The following is a 16,164-nucleotide window of genomic DNA, read 5'->3' on the forward strand; positions in this document are numbered from 1 at the left end:
CGGCTCGGTGAGCCTCGAAGCGTCGGCGATCGCATTGACCACGGCGGTGGTGAAAGCGGCCTCGAAGATCTGGCTCGGCGACCGCCCGATCGCCGCCGACGTGTCGGCCAAGGCACTCGATCTGCTGGAGAAGCAGGTCACCGGGCTGAACGACCGCCGCAAGCTGCGGCTGCTGTTCACCAACCTCGAGTCCCGGGTCGCCGACCGGCTCCTGCCGTTCCTCGACGTGGAGTTCCGCGCGCTGCCGGAGCACGAGCGGGCCGCGGCGGTCGATGCCGTGCGCGAGACGTTCGACCGCGCCGCACTGACCGACGACGACCTGTTCGCCGCCGACCTCGACGCCGCCTACCTGTACCGCTACCTGCTCCGGACCGTCCCCGGCGCCACCCGGTTCCTCTCGTCCGACGCGACCCAGCTGTACCAGCGGGTGCTGCGGGAATGCTGCGCATACCTCGTCCAGGTCACCAGCACGCTGCCCCGGTTCCAGCCCGGCGCGCTCACCGAGGTCCTGCGGCGCGAGACGGAAATCCTCGAAACGGTCCGGAACGTCCTGGCCGCGCTGCCGGAACGCCGTCACCCGGACGACTTCGCCGCCGACTTCCGCCGCCAGGTGGTCACGGCGCTCGACCGGATGGCGTTGTTCGGCGCGGGCCTGACCGACGCGACCCGGCTCTACCCGCTGTCGGTCGCCTACCTGAGCCTGAGCGTCACCTCGGACGAAGACCTGCCGTCCGGCGACCGGATCGAGCACGTCCTGCCGCGGACGCGGCGGATCCTGCTGCGCGGCGAAGCCGGCTCCGGCAAGACGACGCTCCTGCAGTGGCTGGCCGTCCAGTGCGCGAGCCGTCAGCTGCAGGACGTCGACGGCTGGGCCGACCTCGACCCGTTCCTGGTGCGGCTGCGGCGGTTCAGCCGGTCCCCGCTGCCGGCGCCGGAGCGCTTCCTCGACGACGTCGGCAGGCACATCGCCGACGAGATGCCGTCCGGCTGGGTGCAGGAGCGCCTGCGGCGCGGCCGGTCCGTGCTGCTCGTCGACGGCCTCGACGAGCTCCCGGACGAGCGGCGCCGCGAGGTGCGCGAATGGCTCCGCGAACTCGTCATCGCGTTCCCGCGCGCCCGGTTCGTCGTCACCACCCGGCCGGCGGCGGTGGCCCCCGGATGGCTGCTCGACCAGGGATTCACCGAGGTCCGGCTCCAGCCGATGACACCCCGCGACGTCCACACGTTCGTCACGCGCTGGCACGCGGCACTGCCGGGCGAAGACCTCGACAGCGAACGAGACGCGCTGCTCACGGCCATCGGCTCGCGCAGTGCGTTGCGACGGCTGGCCGAGAACCCGTTGCTGTGCGCGCTTCTCTGCGCGCTGCACCACGAAGGCAACGGGCGGCTGCCGGACAACCGCATGGAGCTGTACGACGTCGCGTTGCGCATGCTGCTCGACAGCCGGGACATCGAGCGGCGGATCGAACCCGCCGTCCGGCTTTCGCTGACCGAGAAGCTCGTGCTGCTGCGCCACCTCGCGTACTGGCTGGTCCGCAACGGCCACACCGACGCCGCGGCCACCGACGCCGAGGCCAGGATCGCGGCGAAGCTGCGGTCGATGGGCCAGATCGAGGTGACGCCACGGACGGTGTTCCGGCACCTCCTCGACCGCGGCGGCGTGCTGCGCGAACCGGTCCCGGGCCGGATCGACTTCGTGCACCGGACGTTCCAGGAGTATCTGGCCGCGCAGGCGGCCGTCGAAGAGGACGACATCGGTGTCCTGACGGCGAACGCGCACCTTGACGAGTGGCGCGAAGTGGTCGTCCTCGCGGCGGGTCACGCGCACCCGGCCCAGCGCGAACGCCTGCTGGACGGCATCCTCGGCTGGGACGCGGACGAGCAGCAGCGGCTCAAGCTCGATCTCGTGGCGCTGGCCTGCCTGGAGACGTCGCCGGTGCTGAGCGAACGGCTGCGCAACGAGGTCGAAGACCGGGCCAGCACGTTGATCCCGCCGTCGAGCTTCGAGGTGGCGGAGGCGCTGGCGGCGGCGGGCGAGTTCGTGCTCGACCTGCTGGCCGGCTGCACACCGGCGCCGTCGCAGGTGCCGTACCTGATCCGGGCCGCGGCGGACATCGGCGGTCCGGGTGCTCTGGACCTCATCGCCCGGTACCGCGATTGCGGCGATCACTTCGTCGTCGGTGTACTGATCGCGGCCGAGACCAAGTTCGACGCCGCGGAGTATGCCGAGCGGGTGCTCGCCGATTCCCCGCTTTACAACGGCTCCCTCAGCATCCACGACCCGGCGAAAGTGGTGCTCATGCCGCACCTGCGCCACCTCGTGAGGCTGCGTTGCCGGTTCACCGACGGGTACGGGCGGCTCGACTTCGTCCGCGACCTGCCCCGCCTCGAGACGCTCGAGGTGGAGGACCTCGCGGGGTACGACCTGCCGTCGCTGGCCGGGAGCGGGCTGACCGAGATCGCGCTGACCGGGCCGCCGCTGCCGCCGTCGGTCGATCTCACCCCGCTCGCCAACGTACGCGGGCTGAGGTCGTTCGAAGCCCGGATCGCCACCAAGGGCTGGGCGGCGCTGGCCGAACTCCCCGAGTTGCGGGACCTCCGGCTGAGCTGGATCGACGATCCAGCCCACTTGGCCGGGCTCGCCCCCTTGCGCGGCCTGCGGTCGCTGTCGCTGAGCCATGTCTTCCGGCTGACCGATCTGGACCCGCTCGACTTCCTCGATGCACCGGTTTCCCTGGCGTTCCTGGTCTGCAAGGCCCTCAAGGACCTGAGCGTGCTGCGGCGGTGGGCACCCGGGCTGCGCGACCTGACCCTGATCGGCTGCCCGGCCGCGGATCCGGCGCCGATCGCCGACCTGACCGAGCTGCGGATGCTCGACCTGACCGCGATCTACCTGCCCGACCTTTCCCTGCTGTCCGGGTTGCGGCAGCTGCGCACCCTCCGGCTGCAGAATCTACGCGGCGTGCCCGACCTGAGCCCGCTGGCCGGACTCGACCGGCTCGCCACGCTCACGGTGACCGGGATGGGACGGCTCGACCTGCGGCCGCTCGCCGGGCGCCCCGGACTCCGGATCCAGGTGAGCGAACTCGTCGAGCCGGTCGGCACCGAACTGCTGGGGCCGGGCAGCGAGGTGGTACGGGACCGCGAAGTAGATTCGCCTGCGTGATCGACCACATCAGCATCCCCACCGAGGCCGGTTCCTTCGACGCCATCGCCGCCGGGCCCGAGGACGGGCGGCCCGTGCTGTTGCTGCACGGCTTTCCCGAAGCCGCCGTCGAGTGGGAGCACCAGGTGGCCACCCTGGGCGTGCTCGGGTTCCGTGCCGTCGCGCCCGACCAGCGGGGGTACTCGCCCGGGGTGCGGCCGGAGCAAGCGAGCGAGTACTCGATCGATCACCTCGTCGGGGACGTCGTCGCCATCGCCGGGGCGCTCGGGTGGCCGGAGTTCGACCTCGTCGGGCACGACTGGGGTGGCGCTGTCGCCTGGTGGACCGCCGACGCGCACCCGGAACGGCTGCGCAGCCTCGCCGTCGTGTCGACGCCGCATCCCGCCGCGCTCGCCGAGGCCATGAAGACCGACGAGGACCAGCATCTGCGCTCGCGCTACATGACCGAGTGGCGGCAGACCCGCGTCACCGAGCGGCGGATGCTGGAGAACGACGCCCGCGCGCTGCGGGACATGTTCGAGCGGCGCGTGTCGCCGTCCAAGGTCGACGACTACGTGCAGCGGCTGTCCGAGCCGGGTGCGCTCACCGCGGCCCTCAACTGGTACCGCGCGGGCCGTCCGGGCGGGAAGATCGGCAAGATCGCCGTGCCGACGCTGTACGTTTGGAGCACCGAGGACGTCTCGTTCGGGTCGACCGCCGCACTCGACACCGCGAACTGGGTCAGCGGGCCCTACCGGTTCGAAATGCTCGAAGACGTCACGCACTGGGCGCCGGAGGAGACGCCCGAGGCCGTCACCTCGCTGCTCGTCGAGCACCTCAACGCACGGTAGCGGCCCGTCACCCACCCGCCTCGCGGTACGGCCCGGTCCGGTTCATCGTGTTCACTGGGACCGTGGACACCGCGATCGAACCCGAGACCGAGCAGGTCGTCTTCGTCACCGAGGACGGCGTGCCCACCGGCGAGACCGGCCCGAAGCTGGCCAGTCACCACGAGCACACCCGGCTGCACCTGGCGTTTTCGTGCTACGTCCTGCGGCGTGCCGACAACGCCCTGCTGATCACCCAGCGGGCGCTGCACAAGAAGGTCTGGCCGGGCGTCTGGACGAACAGCGTCTGCGGACACCCGGCGCCGGGCGAGGCGATCGAGGACGCCGTCCGCCGCCGGGCCGCGTACGAGCTGGGGCTGCCGTCGCTGTCCGGGCTGCGCTGCCTGCTGCCGAGCTACCGGTACCGGACGCCGCCGTTCCAGGGGATCGTCGAGAACGAGTTCTGCCCGGTCTTCACCGCCTACGCCGACGACGAGCCCGCGCCGAACCCGGAGGAGGTCGGCGACTGGCGCTGGGTCACCTGGACCGACTACAAAGAGCTACTGAACGATGCGTCGGCTAATGTGAGTTACTGGGCGAAGGACCAGTTCTCGCAGCTCAAAGGTATTGAGCCGTTCTCCGGCCTCTGAGCGATCCACTCCACAGCGTCACCGTCGTCCTCCCGTTTGAGCGAAATTCACCTTCGTCCGGACCGACGTCTCAAGCGGAACCGCCCCGGCGACGACAACCAAAGCGTGGTCGAGGTGGGCATGGTCGCCGAGGGCGACGGCGCGCTGCGCCGGTCCGGCGGCCCGCAGCCGCCGGACCTTCTCCGCCTGCACGAGGCCATCGCCGGCCTCTTCGCCACCCAGGGCGACTGGCGCCGCGCCTACCAGCACCTGCGGTCGGCGCTGGAGATCGCGCGCGACGGGAGCCTGCGTGACGCGCTGACGTCCAGCTACAACCGCCGTTACCTCGACGAGCGGCTGTACGGACCGTTCACCGATCGGCCGCCGCTGGGTATTGCGCTGATCGATCTTGACCGCTTCAAGAGCGTCAACGACACGTACGGTCACCTCGTCGGCGACCGCGTCCTGTGCCGGGTCGCCGATCTCCTGCAGGAGGAACTGCCGCCGGAGGGCTTCTGCGCGCGCTACGGCGGCGAGGAGTTCGTGCTGTGGCTGCCGGGCGTCGACGCGGCGGCCGCGTTCGGCATCGTCGACGCGGCACGACGGCGCGTCGCGCGTCATCCCTGGTCAGAACTCCAGCCGGGGCTGCGCATGACGATCAGCGCCGGGCTGGCGCACGAAACGCCGGGGCCGGAGACGCCGCTGTCCCCCGAGCGCCAGCTGCGCAGCGCGGACGCGCTGCTTTACGCGGCGAAACGTGCGGGCCGGAACAAAGTGGCCTATCGCGACGCGCAAACCATGCAGTTAATAACCCACTCTGAGTAACGCAAACGCGACATTACCCCGGATTGCCGACATCGCCCTTCACCCGTTTGTCGACGCTCACCGGCCGTTCGTCGACTCAAGGTGAAGAAAATTCCGGGAGGGTGTCGTCACGAACGGGGGGTATCCGTACGATAACGAAAACCTGCGGGGGAACGATCACCTCCTGCGGGGGAAGACGGCCAAGTCGATCGCGCGGGAGGAGACCGAGTGCCGGACGAGCACGACAGCCCGGGAACCGGTCGCCGGAGCGGCAGACGCCGGTCGATGGAGGACCAGGGCGGGCTCAGCGTCTCCGACGTCGTCGCGAAGACCACCGGCGTCCGCCCGCTGCCGCCCCGAGCCGAGGCTCCGCCCCGCGCTCCGCGGCCGGCGCAGGCGTCCACGGAGAACCCAGTACCCACGGACGCGACACGTCAACCACGCCCTCCGCGGCCCCGCCAGCCCCGCCGCACAACGGCGGCGGCCCCGGTACCGGAGGCCCCGCTCCAGCGTCGCCCCCCGGCTGCGAACCCGGGTCCGCAGCAGACGTCGGCCGCAGCGCAGCCACCCCGGCGCCCGCGCCGTCCGGCGCCTGAGGCCGGTGCGCCCCGCCGGGCGACGGCGGAGGAAGCGGTGCCGCAGCGCCCGGAGATGCGGCGGCCGGAGGTGGCCCGCCGGGCGACTCCGGAAGAAGGCGGGCCGCAGCGTGACGCTCGCCGCCCTGCCGCTGGGCCTGAAGGGGCTGTGCCGCAGCGACCCGACTCGCGGCGCACGCCCGATGCGCCCGCACCCCGCCGGGCCACGGCCACGCCGGAAGAAGCCGCGCCGCAGCGCGATGCCCGCCGCCCTGCCGCTGGGCCTGAAGGAGCCGCGCCGCAGCGACCCGAACCTCGCCGTGCGCCCGACGCGGCCGCCCCTGCGCGGCCCCCCGCCGTCCGGCGTGCTCCCGAATCCGCCGCGGACGCTCCCCCGGTTGCCGAGTCCCCCAAGCGGCCGTCACAACCGCTGGCCGTGCCTCCGCGGGCGGCCCTCGATCCGCTCACCATGACCGACGAGATGGAAGCGATCGACGAGGCCACCCAGTACCGGCGCAAGATCGACCACACCCTCGCCCGGTTCTCCGCCGCGCACGACGAGATGGAAGCCGAGGAGGCGAAGCGGCGTGAACGCCGTGAACGTCTCTCGCCCGCTTCGCTCATCGAGAGCACCCGTACCGCCCTGCAGCGGGTTGTCGCCGCGACGAACGACGAGGCCGAGGCCGCCGAGCAGGCCGCGCTGACCCGGCTGCAGGAAAAGAAGCAGCAGAAGATCGAACGGTCCGCGCGGTTCGGGCGGATTGCCGCCGCCGTCGTGGCCGGGCTCGTCTTTCTCGGGGTCGGCGGGGCCTGGGGTGCCCAGACCTACTTCGACGCCAAGTTCACCCAGGTCTCCGCGCTCGACGAGAACTCCTCCGACATCCAGGACGCCGAAGCGCAGGCCAACGACGAGAACTTCCTCATGGTCGGCTCCGACACCCGCGACGGCGCCTCCGCCGAGGAAGGCGTCGGCACCGCCGACAGCACGCCCGGCGCGCGCAGTGACACCGTGATGGTCGCCCACATCCCAGCCGACCGGAAGCGGGTTGTCGTCACCTCCTTCCCGCGTGACCTCGAGATCGACCGGCCGGAGTGCCAGCGCTGGGACCCCGCGCAGAACAAGACCACCGACGAAAAGGTGCCCGAGCAGAAGATCGCGAAGCTCAACACCGCCTACGCGGTCGGCGGGCCCGCCTGCGTGACGAAGGTGATCCAGCAGATCACCGGGCTGCGGATCAACCACTTCGTCGGCATCGACTTCAACGGCTTCAAGGAGATGGTCGACGCCGTGCACGGGGTCACCATCCACAACGAGATCCCGATCGACGACTCGATCCTCGGCAAGGTGCTGCTGGAGACCGGCGACGTCACCATCTCCGGCGACCAGGCACTGAACTTCGTCCGCGCCCGGCACGTCAAGAACGACCCGACGTCGGACTACGGCCGGATCAAGCGGCAGCAGGAGTTCATCGGCGCGCTGCTGAAGAAGGTCATGTCGTCCGACGTCGTGCTCGATCCCGGCAAGCTCAGCGACTTCATCACCGCCTTCGCGAAAGCCACCTTCGGCGACAACCTCGGCGTCAAGCAGATGATGACGCTGGCGCAGTCGATGAAGGGCCTCGACCCGTCGAAGATCACCTTCCTCACCGTGCCGACGACCGGCATGGCCAACAATCGCGGCAACGAGGTCCTCGTCCGCAGCAAGACGAAGGCGCTCTTCGACGCGCTGCGCAACAACACCCCGCTGCCCGACCCGAACGCGCCGGTCCCGGTGAGCGAGCAGGCCCCGCCGACCAGCACGTCGAAGTCGAAGACGGGCACCTCGAAGTCGACGACGACCAGCAAGAAGAGCGGCACCACCGGCTGATCCGCGAGGATCGTTAGACCGGGTTCACGTGCGGTTCACCCGGCGATGCGGTATTCGGCCCCGGATGGCCGTAGGGTTGGGCCATGCGTGAGGCTTACCATGTCGAACTCGAACAGCTCGCCGACCACCTGGCCGCCATGTCGGTCCAGGTCGCCGAAGCCATGGAGCGGGCCACGCGGGCACTGCTGGAGGTCGATCTCAGTCTCGCCGAGCAGGTGATCAGCGACGACGCCAAGGTCGACGACGCCCGCGCCCAGTGCGAGGAGCAGGCGTACGCCCTGCTGGCCCTGCAGGCGCCGGTGGCGACCGACCTGCGTACCGTGCTCGCGGCGATCCACGCCGCGGAAAGCCTGGAGCGGATGGGCGACCTGGCCCTCCACGTGGCGAAGGCCGCGCGGCGCCGCCACCCCGAGCCGGTGCTGCCGGAGGCGGTGCGGCCGTACTTCGCCGAGATGGGCGAGATCGCCGTCAAGCTGGCCCGCCAGACCGAGCAGGTCATCAAGTCGAAGGACGTCGAAGCGGCGAAGACGCTGGAGTCCGACGACGACCAGGTGGACGACATCCACCGCCACCTCTTCACGGTGCTGATGGACCGCGAGTGGCCGCACGGCGTGGCCGCGGCGGTCGACGTCACCCTCCTCGGCCGGTTCTACGAGCGCTACGCCGACCACGCGGTGTCGGTCGCGAAGCGGATGATCTTCGTCGTCACCGGCAAGATGCCGGGCTACGGCACCGACGAGGAAATCTGAGTCCTGCCAACGGAAAAGCCCCCGGCCGCGGCCGGGGGCTTTCTCGTCTGTCCGTTGTGGACTCAGCCGAAGCGGCCGGAAATGTAGTCTTCCGTGGCCTTCTCGTCCGGGTTGGAGAAGATCTTCTCCGTGTCGTTCAGCTCCACCAGCCGGCCCGGCTGGCCGACGCCGGCGAGGTTGAAGAACGCCGTCTGGTCGGAAACCCGGGCCGCCTGCTGCATGTTGTGCGTGACGATGACGATCGTGTAGTCCTTCTTCAGCTCGCCGATCAGGTCCTCGATCGCCAGCGTCGAAATCGGGTCCAGCGCCGAGCACGGCTCGTCCATCAGCAGCACGTCCGGCTGGACCGCGATCGCGCGGGCAATGCACAGCCGCTGCTGCTGACCGCCCGAAAGGCCGCCGCCCGGCTTGTTGAGGCGGTCCTTGACCTCGTTCCACAGGTTCGCGCCGCGCAGCGCGCGCTCGGCGATTTCGTCGAGCGTCTTGCGGTTCTTCGTGCCGCCCAGTTTCAGGCCCGCCACCACGTTGTCCTTGATGGACATTGTCGGGAACGGGTTGGGACGCTGGAACACCATGCCGATCGTGCGGCGCACCTGGACCGGGTCGACCGACGACGCGTAGATGTCCTCGCCGTCGAGCAGCACCTGGCCGTCCACACGGGCGCCCGGAATCACTTCGTGCATGCGGTTGAGCGTGCGCAGCACCGTCGACTTGCCACAGCCCGACGGGCCGATGAACGCGGTGACGTTGCGCGGCGGCACCGACAGGGTGACGCCGTCCACGGCGTGGAACTTGCCGTAGTAGATGTCCACGTCCTTGACGTCGATTCGCTTGGCCATCAGGAACAGCTCACTTCTTCTTCGGGGCGACGAGGCGCGCGAACACGGTGGCGAGGAGGTTGATCAGCGCGATGATGAGCACCAGGGTGAGGGCCGCGCCCCAGATCCGGTCGAAGCCGACGCTGCCGGGGTCCATCGAGTTGGTGACGCGTTCGTTGTTCATCACCAGCGGCAGCGCGGCCTGCTCGCCGCTGAAGATGTCCCAGTGGACGTAGGACGAGTAGCCGACGAGCACCAGCAGCGGCGCCGTCTCGCCCATCACGCGGGCCAGCGCCATCATGATGCCGCCGATGATGCCGGACAACGCCGTCGGCAGCACGATCTTCATGATCGTCTTCCACTTCGGCACGCCCAGCGCGTAGGACGCCTCACGCAGGTCGTCCGGGACGATCCGCAGCATCTCTTCCGACGAGCGGACGACCACCGGGATCATCAGCAGCACCAGGGCAAGCGACACGGCGAAACCGCTGCGCGGCAGGCCGAGCGTGGTGATCCACAGCGCGTAGATGAACAGCGCGGCCACGATGGACGGCACACCGGAGAGGATGTCCACCATGAACGTGGTGGCCTTGGCGAGCTTGCCGCGCCCGTACTCGACGAGGTAGATCGCGACGAGCATGCCGATCGGCACCGCGATGATCGCGCAGACGAGGCCCTGCAGCAGGCTGCCGATGATGGCGTGCAGCACGCCGCCGCCGACCTCGTCGGACAGCACGTCCCCGAAGTCCTGCGTCCACCAGTTGCTGTACGGGATGCGCTTGATGCCGTTCGCGATCACCGTGTAGAGCACCCACACCAGCGGGACGACGGCGACCAGGAACGACAGCCAGACCAGCGTGGTCGCGATCCCGTTCTTGACCTTGCGGCCGAGGCTGACCTGCTGGAACGCCGGAGTCGACGCGGGCGCTTCGAGTGTCGAGGTGGACATGCTCACTCCCCCTTCTTGCCGATGATGGAGCGCGCGAAGAAGTTCACGACGAAGGTGAGCACGAACAGCACCAGGCCGGCCGCGATGTACGCGCCTGCCGAGACCTCGTTGTTGAACTCGCTGTAGTTCGCGGCGATCTTCGACGCGAACGTCGACCCGCCGTCGAAGAGGCTCCAGTCGAAGTTGCGGCCCTGCGGGATGAGCAGGATGACGGCCAGCGCGATCGTCTCGCCCAGCGCGCGGCCGAGGCCGAGCATGGACGCGCCGATGTAGCCCGCCTTGCCGAACGGCAGCACCGTGGTGCGGATGACCTCCCAGCGGGTGGCGCCGAGCGCCAGCGCGCCCTCGATGTGCGGTGTCGGCGTCCGCTCGAACACCTCGCGCGAAAGGGAGGTGATGATCGGCAGGATCATCACGGCCAGCACGATGCCCGCGGTGAAGATCGTGCCGCGCACGCTCGGCGCGACGTTGCCGGGCGCCAGCAGCGGGAACCACGAGAACGTGTCGTTGATCCACCGGGAGAACGGCTCGATCGCCGGGGCGAACACGAGGATGCCCCAGAGGCCGAAGATGATCGACGGCACCGCGGCGAGCAGGTCGACGACGTACGCGAACGGCCGGGCCAGGCGCGGCGGCGCGTACTGGGTCAGGAACAGCGCGATGCCCAGCGAAACCGGCATCGCGATGATCAGCGCCACGAGCGACGTCGCCACTGTGACCTCGAGCAGGTCGAGGATGCCGAACGACATGTTCGCCGGGTCGCTGGTCGACCAGCCGTGGTTGGTCAGGAAGTTGCCCTTGTTGGCCTTCAGCGCCGGGATCGCCTGGATGAGCAGGAAGAGCCCGATCAGGCCGATCAGGCCGACGACGAAGATTCCCGCCCCGGTGGTCAGGTTCTGGAAGATGCGGTCACCGGGCCGCACCTTCTTCGGTTTCTCGCTCGCGGGCGGCTCGGGCGCCGCCGGCGGGGCTGCTTGCTCCGAAATCGGGACCTCCGGGGGCGTCGTGACGGACGACGAACGCCCACCGGGGTCGCCGGTGGGCGTTCGCGTCGAGGATGACTCGCTCATCAGCTACTTCTGACCAGCCTCTATCACTCGGGTATCAGTCGCAATGCGTCAGGAGATCGCCTTGACGGCAGTCAGGACCTTGGTCTGCAGCGACTGCGGGATCGGCACGTAGCCCTTCGCGGACAGCGGCTGCTGGCCGTCGGTCGCGGCCACCGTCAGGAACGCCTTGACGGCCTTCGCGACGTCCGGGTTCGAGTACTTCGAGCAGACGATCTCGTAGGTCGTCAGCAGCAGCGGGTAGGCACCCGGGGTGTTGCTGGCGTAGATGCCGTTGAGGTCGAGCGCGAGGTCGTTCGTGCCTTCGTGGAGGAACTTGGCCGCGTCCAGGGACTTGGCCACGTTCTCCGCGGTCAGCTCGACGCCGCCGGAGCCGCTGTCGATCAGGGCGGCGTTGAGGCCGTCCTTGGCGTAGGCGCCCTCGACGTAGGTGATGGCGCCGTCGGCGGCCTTGACCGCGCTGGCGACACCGTTGGACTTCTCCGCGCCGTTGCCGACGCCGCCCTTGAACGCCTTGCCGTCGCCCTGGGTCCAGGCGCCCTTGGAGGCGGCCTTCAGGTACTTCTGGAAGTTGTCGGTGGTGCCCGACTCGTCCGAACGGGACACGACCTGGATCGGCTTGTCCGGCAGGTTCAGGCTCTCGTTGCCCTTGACCGCCTTGATGGCCGGGTCGTTCCACTTGGTGATGCCGCCGTTGAAGATCTTCGCGGTGACCTCGGGGGTCAGCACCAGCTTGTCCACACCGGACAGCTTGTAGGCGACCGCGATCGGGCCGACCACGAGCGGGAGGTTCCAGGCGTCGCTGCCGCAGCGCTTCTTGGCCGCCTCGGCGTCGGCGTCCTTGATCGGCGAGTCCGAGCCGCCGAAGTCGATCTGGTTGGCGTTGAACTGCTTGACGCCCGCGCCCGAACCGCTCGGGTTGTAGTTGACCTGCTGGCCGGCGCACTTCTTGGTGTACTGCTGCGTGAAGATTTGGATGGCGTTGGCCTGCGCCGACGAGCCCTCCGCGGACAGCGGGCTCTTGCCGCCGCACGCCACGTCGGCGGTACCGGTCGCAGCGGGCGCCGAGCCGGAGCTGCTGCTGTTGGTCGCCGCGGGATCGGTACCACAGGCGGCGAGCACGAGGGCGGCGCTCGCGACGATGCCCACCGCGCTCAGGGGCCGCATGATCTTCACTGCTGTTTCCTCCATCAGGAGCTTGACCGGGTCGCCGCGGCGTGGTGCCGCGCCGGATCCGGACATTAGGCAGCGCTGATGGACGGGCGGCCGTGAACAAATGAACGGAAAGTGAACAAGCCCGCCGATGTGAGGAGGGCTACTCCCTTGGACGGCCGTCGTGTCCCGCCTGTGACCTGCGGGTTTGCCGTCCGTGACGACACGCTCGCAGGGCGTCGACCGTGCTCACCGACCGTACTGGACGTCGGTTTCGTGAGGCGAAAACCCGAGCTTGGTGTAGACCGCCAGAGCCGGCGCGTTGTCGCCCTCGACGTACAGGATGATCTGCCGCAGCCCGCGGCTCGCGAGGTACCGCAGCCCGGCGAGCGTCAGCGCCCGGCCGAGCCCGCCGCCCTGTGCGGCCGGGTCGACGCCGACGACGTAGACCTCGCCGACGCGCTCGCCGCGGAACCGGCCGGGCACCGGCTCGTGCACCTTCGTCCAGTGGAAGCCGATGACCTCGCCGTGTTCTTCGGCGAGGAAGAAGCCGTCGGCGTCGAACCACGGCCGCCGCTCGTCGGCGCGGACGTCGTCGGCGGTGAGCGCGCCCTGCTCGGGGTGCCAGTCGAAGGCCCGCGCGTTGACCCGGACGACGGCATCCTCGTCCTGGCCCGGCACGAACGTCCGCAGCGAAACGCCGTCGCGCAGCACCGGCTCTGGCCAGTCCGCGCCCTCGACGTCGACGTGCAGGATCAGCAGCTCGCGCTTGCGTTCCAGGCCCGCCTTCTGCGCCAGCCGCCGCGCACCCGGGTGGTCGCCGTGCGCCCAGACGCGGAAGCCGACCGCGGCCCGCTCGTCGACCGCCTGGAGCAGCTTCGCGCCGTAGCCGCGGTTGCGGTGGGCGGGGTGGACGAACAGCTCGGCGACCTGGTGGCCGAAGGAGTCGCCGGTGGTGTCGAGGTGGGCGTAGCCGACGACCTCGCCGTCGACGCACGCGACGAGGTGCTCACCGCCGTCGAACTCGCCGGGCAGCGCCCCGCCGGGCTCGACCTCGGGCCTGCCGTCGGTCTCGCGCACGGCCAGCAGCAGCCGCCGCACGTCCTCGAGCTGCCGCTCGTCCAGTTCCTGCCGCCACTCGCCGGTTCCGCTCACCCTGCGACCGTACCCGCGGCGGCCGAAACGTGACGGCTGGAACCGCGCGTCACCGACGTCCTGAACGACTCGTTCATGACGTCGGACGCGACGAAAGACCCTTTCATGGCACCAGGCGAGACGAGCTCACCGGACGCAACGCGACGGCCGGCACCGCGTCCTGGGAAGCATGGGGTCGTCAGTGCGCGAGTTCGGGGGTCTCGGCGGGCGCCTCGGACTGCGCGGGCACACCCGGGCGGGCCGGGCCGCTCTTGGCGGGCCGCTCGAACTTGTAGCCGACGTTGCGCACCGTCCCGATCATCTGCTCGTGCTCGGGGCCGAGCTTGGCGCGCAGCCGCCGGACGTGCACGTCGACCGTGCGGGTGCCACCGAAGAAGTCGTAGCCCCAGACCTCCTGCAGCAGCTGGGCGCGGGTGAACACCCGGCCCGCGTGCTGGGCGAGGTACTTGAGCAGCTCGAACTCCTTGTAGGTCAGTTCGAGGGTGCGCTTGCGCAGCCGCGCGGTGTAGGTCGCCTCGTCGATGACCAGCTCGCCGACCCGCAGCTCGGCGTCGACCTGCGCGGACCCGCCGTCGCGGGTGGTGACCAGCCGCAGCCGGGCGTCGACCTCGGCCGGGCCCGCGGTGGGCAGCAGGATGTCGTCGGTGCGCCACTCGGCGCTGACCGCCACCAGCCCGCCTTCGCCGACGACGGCGATGATCGGCGTCGCGGCCTCGTCCTCGCCGGTGCCCTTGAGCAGGCGGCAGAGGCTCTTCGCCGAGGCCAGGTCGCTGCGGGCGTCGAGGAGGATGACGTCGCGGTGGCCCGCGTCGAGCAGGGCCGTCACTTCGGGAGCGCGGACGCGTACGGTGTGCGGCAGCAGGTCCAGTGCGGGAAGCACCGAAGTGGCGTCGGCTTCCGCTGTCAGTACCAGAAGGTCCAGGCTCATTCAGCCGCACCGCCTTCTCAAGTCGTCGCCTCACAGGTGGCGTATGCCGGTGCTAAGTGAGAATAGCGGCTGAACGGCCGGGCACCTAACCCGTGCTGGATCGATCACACCTGGAGAAACCCCGGTGCCCCCGACGAACAGGAGTACGGACGCGATGGTGAGCAGGCCCGTGACCCGGGACGACCGACCGGGACCGAGGCCGGACGCACGGCGCCGCGGGCGCCGGGCCCGGCGCTGGGTGATCGCGCTGGTCGTCCTGGTTCTGTTGCTGGTGGGCGCCGATTTCGGGGCCGCCGCGTTCGCCGAGCACATGATCTCGCAGAAGGCGCGGACGCAGCTGCAGCTGTCCGACGACCCGTCGGTCACGATCCGCGGCTTCCCGTTCCTCACGCAGGCGCTCGGAGGTGACTACCGTCACATCAGCGTGGCCGCCGCGGGGGTCCCGGTCGCGGGCAAGCTGCAGGACGTCGCCGTCAACGCCGAGCTGGAGGACGTCACGGCCCCGCTGTCGGACCTGGCGAACGGCAACACGAAGGCGATCACCATCGGCAAGCTGACCGGCTCGGTCACGATCAAGGCCGCCGACCTGGCGCGGCTCTCGCCGCTGGACAAGATCAAGGACCTGCGGATCGAGCCGTCGACCACCGAGTACGTCGAGAACGGCGACAGCGGGCAGAGCGAGCCGACGACCACGAAGACGAACGCCGACGGCCAGCCGGTCGACGAGTCGAGCACCGGTGTCCGCATTTCGGGACACCTTCAGTTCGCGGGCAAGGATCTGGAAATCTTCTGTTTCGCGATGATCGAGGCCGACGCCAAGGGCGGGACGATCAACTTCGTCCCCAAGCGGCTGCAGTTCGGGAATGACCAGGAGACCACGGTCGTTCCCCAGGCGGTGCAGAACGCGCTGATGCCGAACTTCAAGGCGGCGATCAGCACGAAGGACCTGCCGCTGTCGGTCACCCCGACCGGCGTGCGGGTGCAGAGCGGATCGGTGACGATCAAGGGCGAGGCGACCAACGTGTCCTTCGCGGACCTGAGCAGGTAGGAGCGGCCGGTGACGGGAGTGTGGGTGCTCGTGGCCACGCTGGCGGCCGCGGTGGCCGCCGGCGTGCTGCTCAAGGCCCGCAACGGCCGGGTACGGGCCGCCAGGCCCGCCACCCGCGAGCTGCCCGCTCCCGTCACCGCCGCGCTCGACCCGGCGTCCGCGGTGACGCTGGTCCAGATCTCCACCACCTTCTGCGCGCCCTGCCGGCACGCGAAGGCCGTCCTCGGCCACCTCGCCGACCGGACCGACGGCCTGCACCACGTCGAACTCGACGTCACGAACCAGCCCGAGGTCGCGCAGTCGCTGTCGGTCCTGCGGACGCCGACCACGATCGCGCTGACCCCGGACGGCCGGGAGCTGCTGCGCGTCGGCGGCGTCCCGAAGGGTCCCGAGCTGCTCGAAGCGCTCCGGCCCCATCTCACGACGCGGACGTCCTGACCAGGCCGGCGTC

Annotated in this window: 14 protein-coding genes; 8 read left to right on the forward strand and 6 right to left on the reverse strand. The window is 70.0% G+C overall.

What is annotated here, in order from left to right:
- The first annotated feature begins 7 nt into the window (after positions 1-7).
- From ABJI51_RS09020 to phoU, 6 genes are all read left to right on the forward strand, one after another.
- A complete protein-coding gene (locus tag ABJI51_RS09020) occupies positions 8-3,166 on the forward strand; it encodes an NACHT domain-containing protein (protein ID WP_348949103.1) in 3,159 nt (1,052 codons plus the stop codon).
- Positions 3,163-3,996, forward strand: coding sequence for an alpha/beta fold hydrolase (locus tag ABJI51_RS09025; RefSeq protein WP_348949105.1), 834 nt, complete (start codon positions 3,163-3,165; stop codon positions 3,994-3,996). Before ABJI51_RS09020 ends, ABJI51_RS09025 begins: the two co-directional genes overlap by 4 nt.
- 62 nt (positions 3,997-4,058) lie before the next feature.
- Positions 4,059-4,622 carry an isopentenyl-diphosphate Delta-isomerase gene (gene idi, locus ABJI51_RS09030; protein ID WP_348949106.1) on the forward strand — a complete coding sequence of 188 codons (564 nt, stop codon included), beginning with the start codon at positions 4,059-4,061 and terminating at the stop codon, positions 4,620-4,622.
- A 120-nt stretch (positions 4,623-4,742) separates the two neighbouring features.
- On the forward strand, positions 4,743-5,426 hold the full coding sequence (locus ABJI51_RS09035) for a GGDEF domain-containing protein (RefSeq protein ID WP_348949790.1): 684 nt from the start codon (positions 4,743-4,745) through the stop codon (positions 5,424-5,426).
- A 1,023-nt stretch (positions 5,427-6,449) separates the two neighbouring features.
- Positions 6,450-7,847 (forward strand): LCP family protein, encoded by a 1,398-nt coding sequence (locus ABJI51_RS09040; RefSeq protein WP_431605588.1) that lies wholly within the window; start codon positions 6,450-6,452, stop codon positions 7,845-7,847.
- A gap of 83 nt (positions 7,848-7,930) precedes the next feature.
- Positions 7,931-8,596 carry a phosphate signaling complex protein PhoU gene (gene phoU / locus ABJI51_RS09045; protein ID WP_348949110.1) on the forward strand — a complete coding sequence of 222 codons (666 nt, stop codon included), beginning with the start codon at positions 7,931-7,933 and terminating at the stop codon, positions 8,594-8,596.
- Positions 8,597-8,658: 62 nt separating this feature from the next.
- On the opposite strand, the gene pstB is transcribed toward phoU, so the two are convergent.
- The 6 genes from pstB to ABJI51_RS09075 all read right to left on the reverse strand — a co-directional run bounded on the left by pstB (position 8,659) and on the right by ABJI51_RS09075 (position 14,665).
- Positions 8,659-9,435 carry a phosphate ABC transporter ATP-binding protein PstB gene (gene pstB, locus ABJI51_RS09050; RefSeq protein WP_348949112.1) on the reverse strand — a complete coding sequence of 259 codons (777 nt, stop codon included), beginning with the start codon at positions 9,433-9,435 and terminating at the stop codon, positions 8,659-8,661.
- 10 nt (positions 9,436-9,445) lie between these two features.
- On the reverse strand, positions 9,446-10,363 hold the full coding sequence (gene pstA / locus ABJI51_RS09055) for a phosphate ABC transporter permease PstA (RefSeq protein WP_348949114.1): 918 nt from the start codon (positions 10,361-10,363) through the stop codon (positions 9,446-9,448).
- Between the two features lie 2 nt (positions 10,364-10,365).
- Positions 10,366-11,286 carry a phosphate ABC transporter permease subunit PstC gene (gene pstC, locus ABJI51_RS09060; protein ID WP_348949791.1) on the reverse strand — a complete coding sequence of 307 codons (921 nt, stop codon included), beginning with the start codon at positions 11,284-11,286 and terminating at the stop codon, positions 10,366-10,368.
- A 195-nt stretch (positions 11,287-11,481) separates the two neighbouring features.
- Positions 11,482-12,606 carry a phosphate ABC transporter substrate-binding protein PstS gene (gene pstS / locus ABJI51_RS09065; protein WP_348949115.1) on the reverse strand — a complete coding sequence of 375 codons (1,125 nt, stop codon included), beginning with the start codon at positions 12,604-12,606 and terminating at the stop codon, positions 11,482-11,484.
- 225 nt (positions 12,607-12,831) lie between these two features.
- Positions 12,832-13,737, reverse strand: coding sequence for a mycothiol synthase (mshD, locus tag ABJI51_RS09070; RefSeq protein WP_348949117.1), 906 nt, complete (start codon positions 13,735-13,737; stop codon positions 12,832-12,834).
- Between the two features lie 178 nt (positions 13,738-13,915).
- Complete coding sequence (locus ABJI51_RS09075; RefSeq protein ID WP_348949119.1) at positions 13,916-14,665, reverse strand: winged helix-turn-helix transcriptional regulator; 750 nt, start codon at positions 14,663-14,665, stop codon at positions 13,916-13,918.
- Between the two features lie 154 nt (positions 14,666-14,819).
- Here ABJI51_RS09075 and ABJI51_RS09080 point away from each other — a divergent pair, with 154 nt between their 5' ends.
- A complete protein-coding gene (locus ABJI51_RS09080) occupies positions 14,820-15,713 on the forward strand; it encodes an LmeA family phospholipid-binding protein (protein WP_348949121.1) in 894 nt (297 codons plus the stop codon).
- Positions 15,714-15,722: 9 nt separating this feature from the next.
- Positions 15,723-16,151, forward strand: coding sequence for a TlpA family protein disulfide reductase (locus ABJI51_RS09085; RefSeq protein WP_348949123.1), 429 nt, complete (start codon positions 15,723-15,725; stop codon positions 16,149-16,151).
- Positions 16,152-16,164: the final 13 nt, after the last annotated feature.

It is taken from the genome of Amycolatopsis melonis (genome assembly GCF_040064235.1).
In the GTDB taxonomy this organism is placed as follows: Bacteria; Actinomycetota; Actinomycetes; order Mycobacteriales; family Pseudonocardiaceae; genus Amycolatopsis; species Amycolatopsis melonis.

Bases quoted from the DNA above. Each gene is read 5' to 3' on its own strand.
- ABJI51_RS09035 (WP_348949790.1), top strand. From the start codon at position 4,743: ATGGTCGCCGAGGGCGACGGCGCGCTGCGCCGGTCCGGCGGCCCGCAG.
- ABJI51_RS09040 (WP_431605588.1), top strand. From the start codon at position 6,450: ATGACCGACGAGATGGAAGCGATCGACGAGGCCACCCAGTACCGGCGC.
- phoU (WP_348949110.1), top strand. From the start codon at position 7,931: ATGCGTGAGGCTTACCATGTCGAACTCGAACAGCTCGCCGACCACCTG.
- pstB (WP_348949112.1), bottom strand. From the start codon at position 9,435: ATGGCCAAGCGAATCGACGTCAAGGACGTGGACATCTACTACGGCAAG.
- pstA (WP_348949114.1), bottom strand. From the start codon at position 10,363: ATGTCCACCTCGACACTCGAAGCGCCCGCGTCGACTCCGGCGTTCCAG.
- ABJI51_RS09075 (WP_348949119.1), bottom strand. From the start codon at position 14,665: ATGAGCCTGGACCTTCTGGTACTGACAGCGGAAGCCGACGCCACTTCG.
- ABJI51_RS09080 (WP_348949121.1), top strand. From the start codon at position 14,820: ATGGTGAGCAGGCCCGTGACCCGGGACGACCGACCGGGACCGAGGCCG.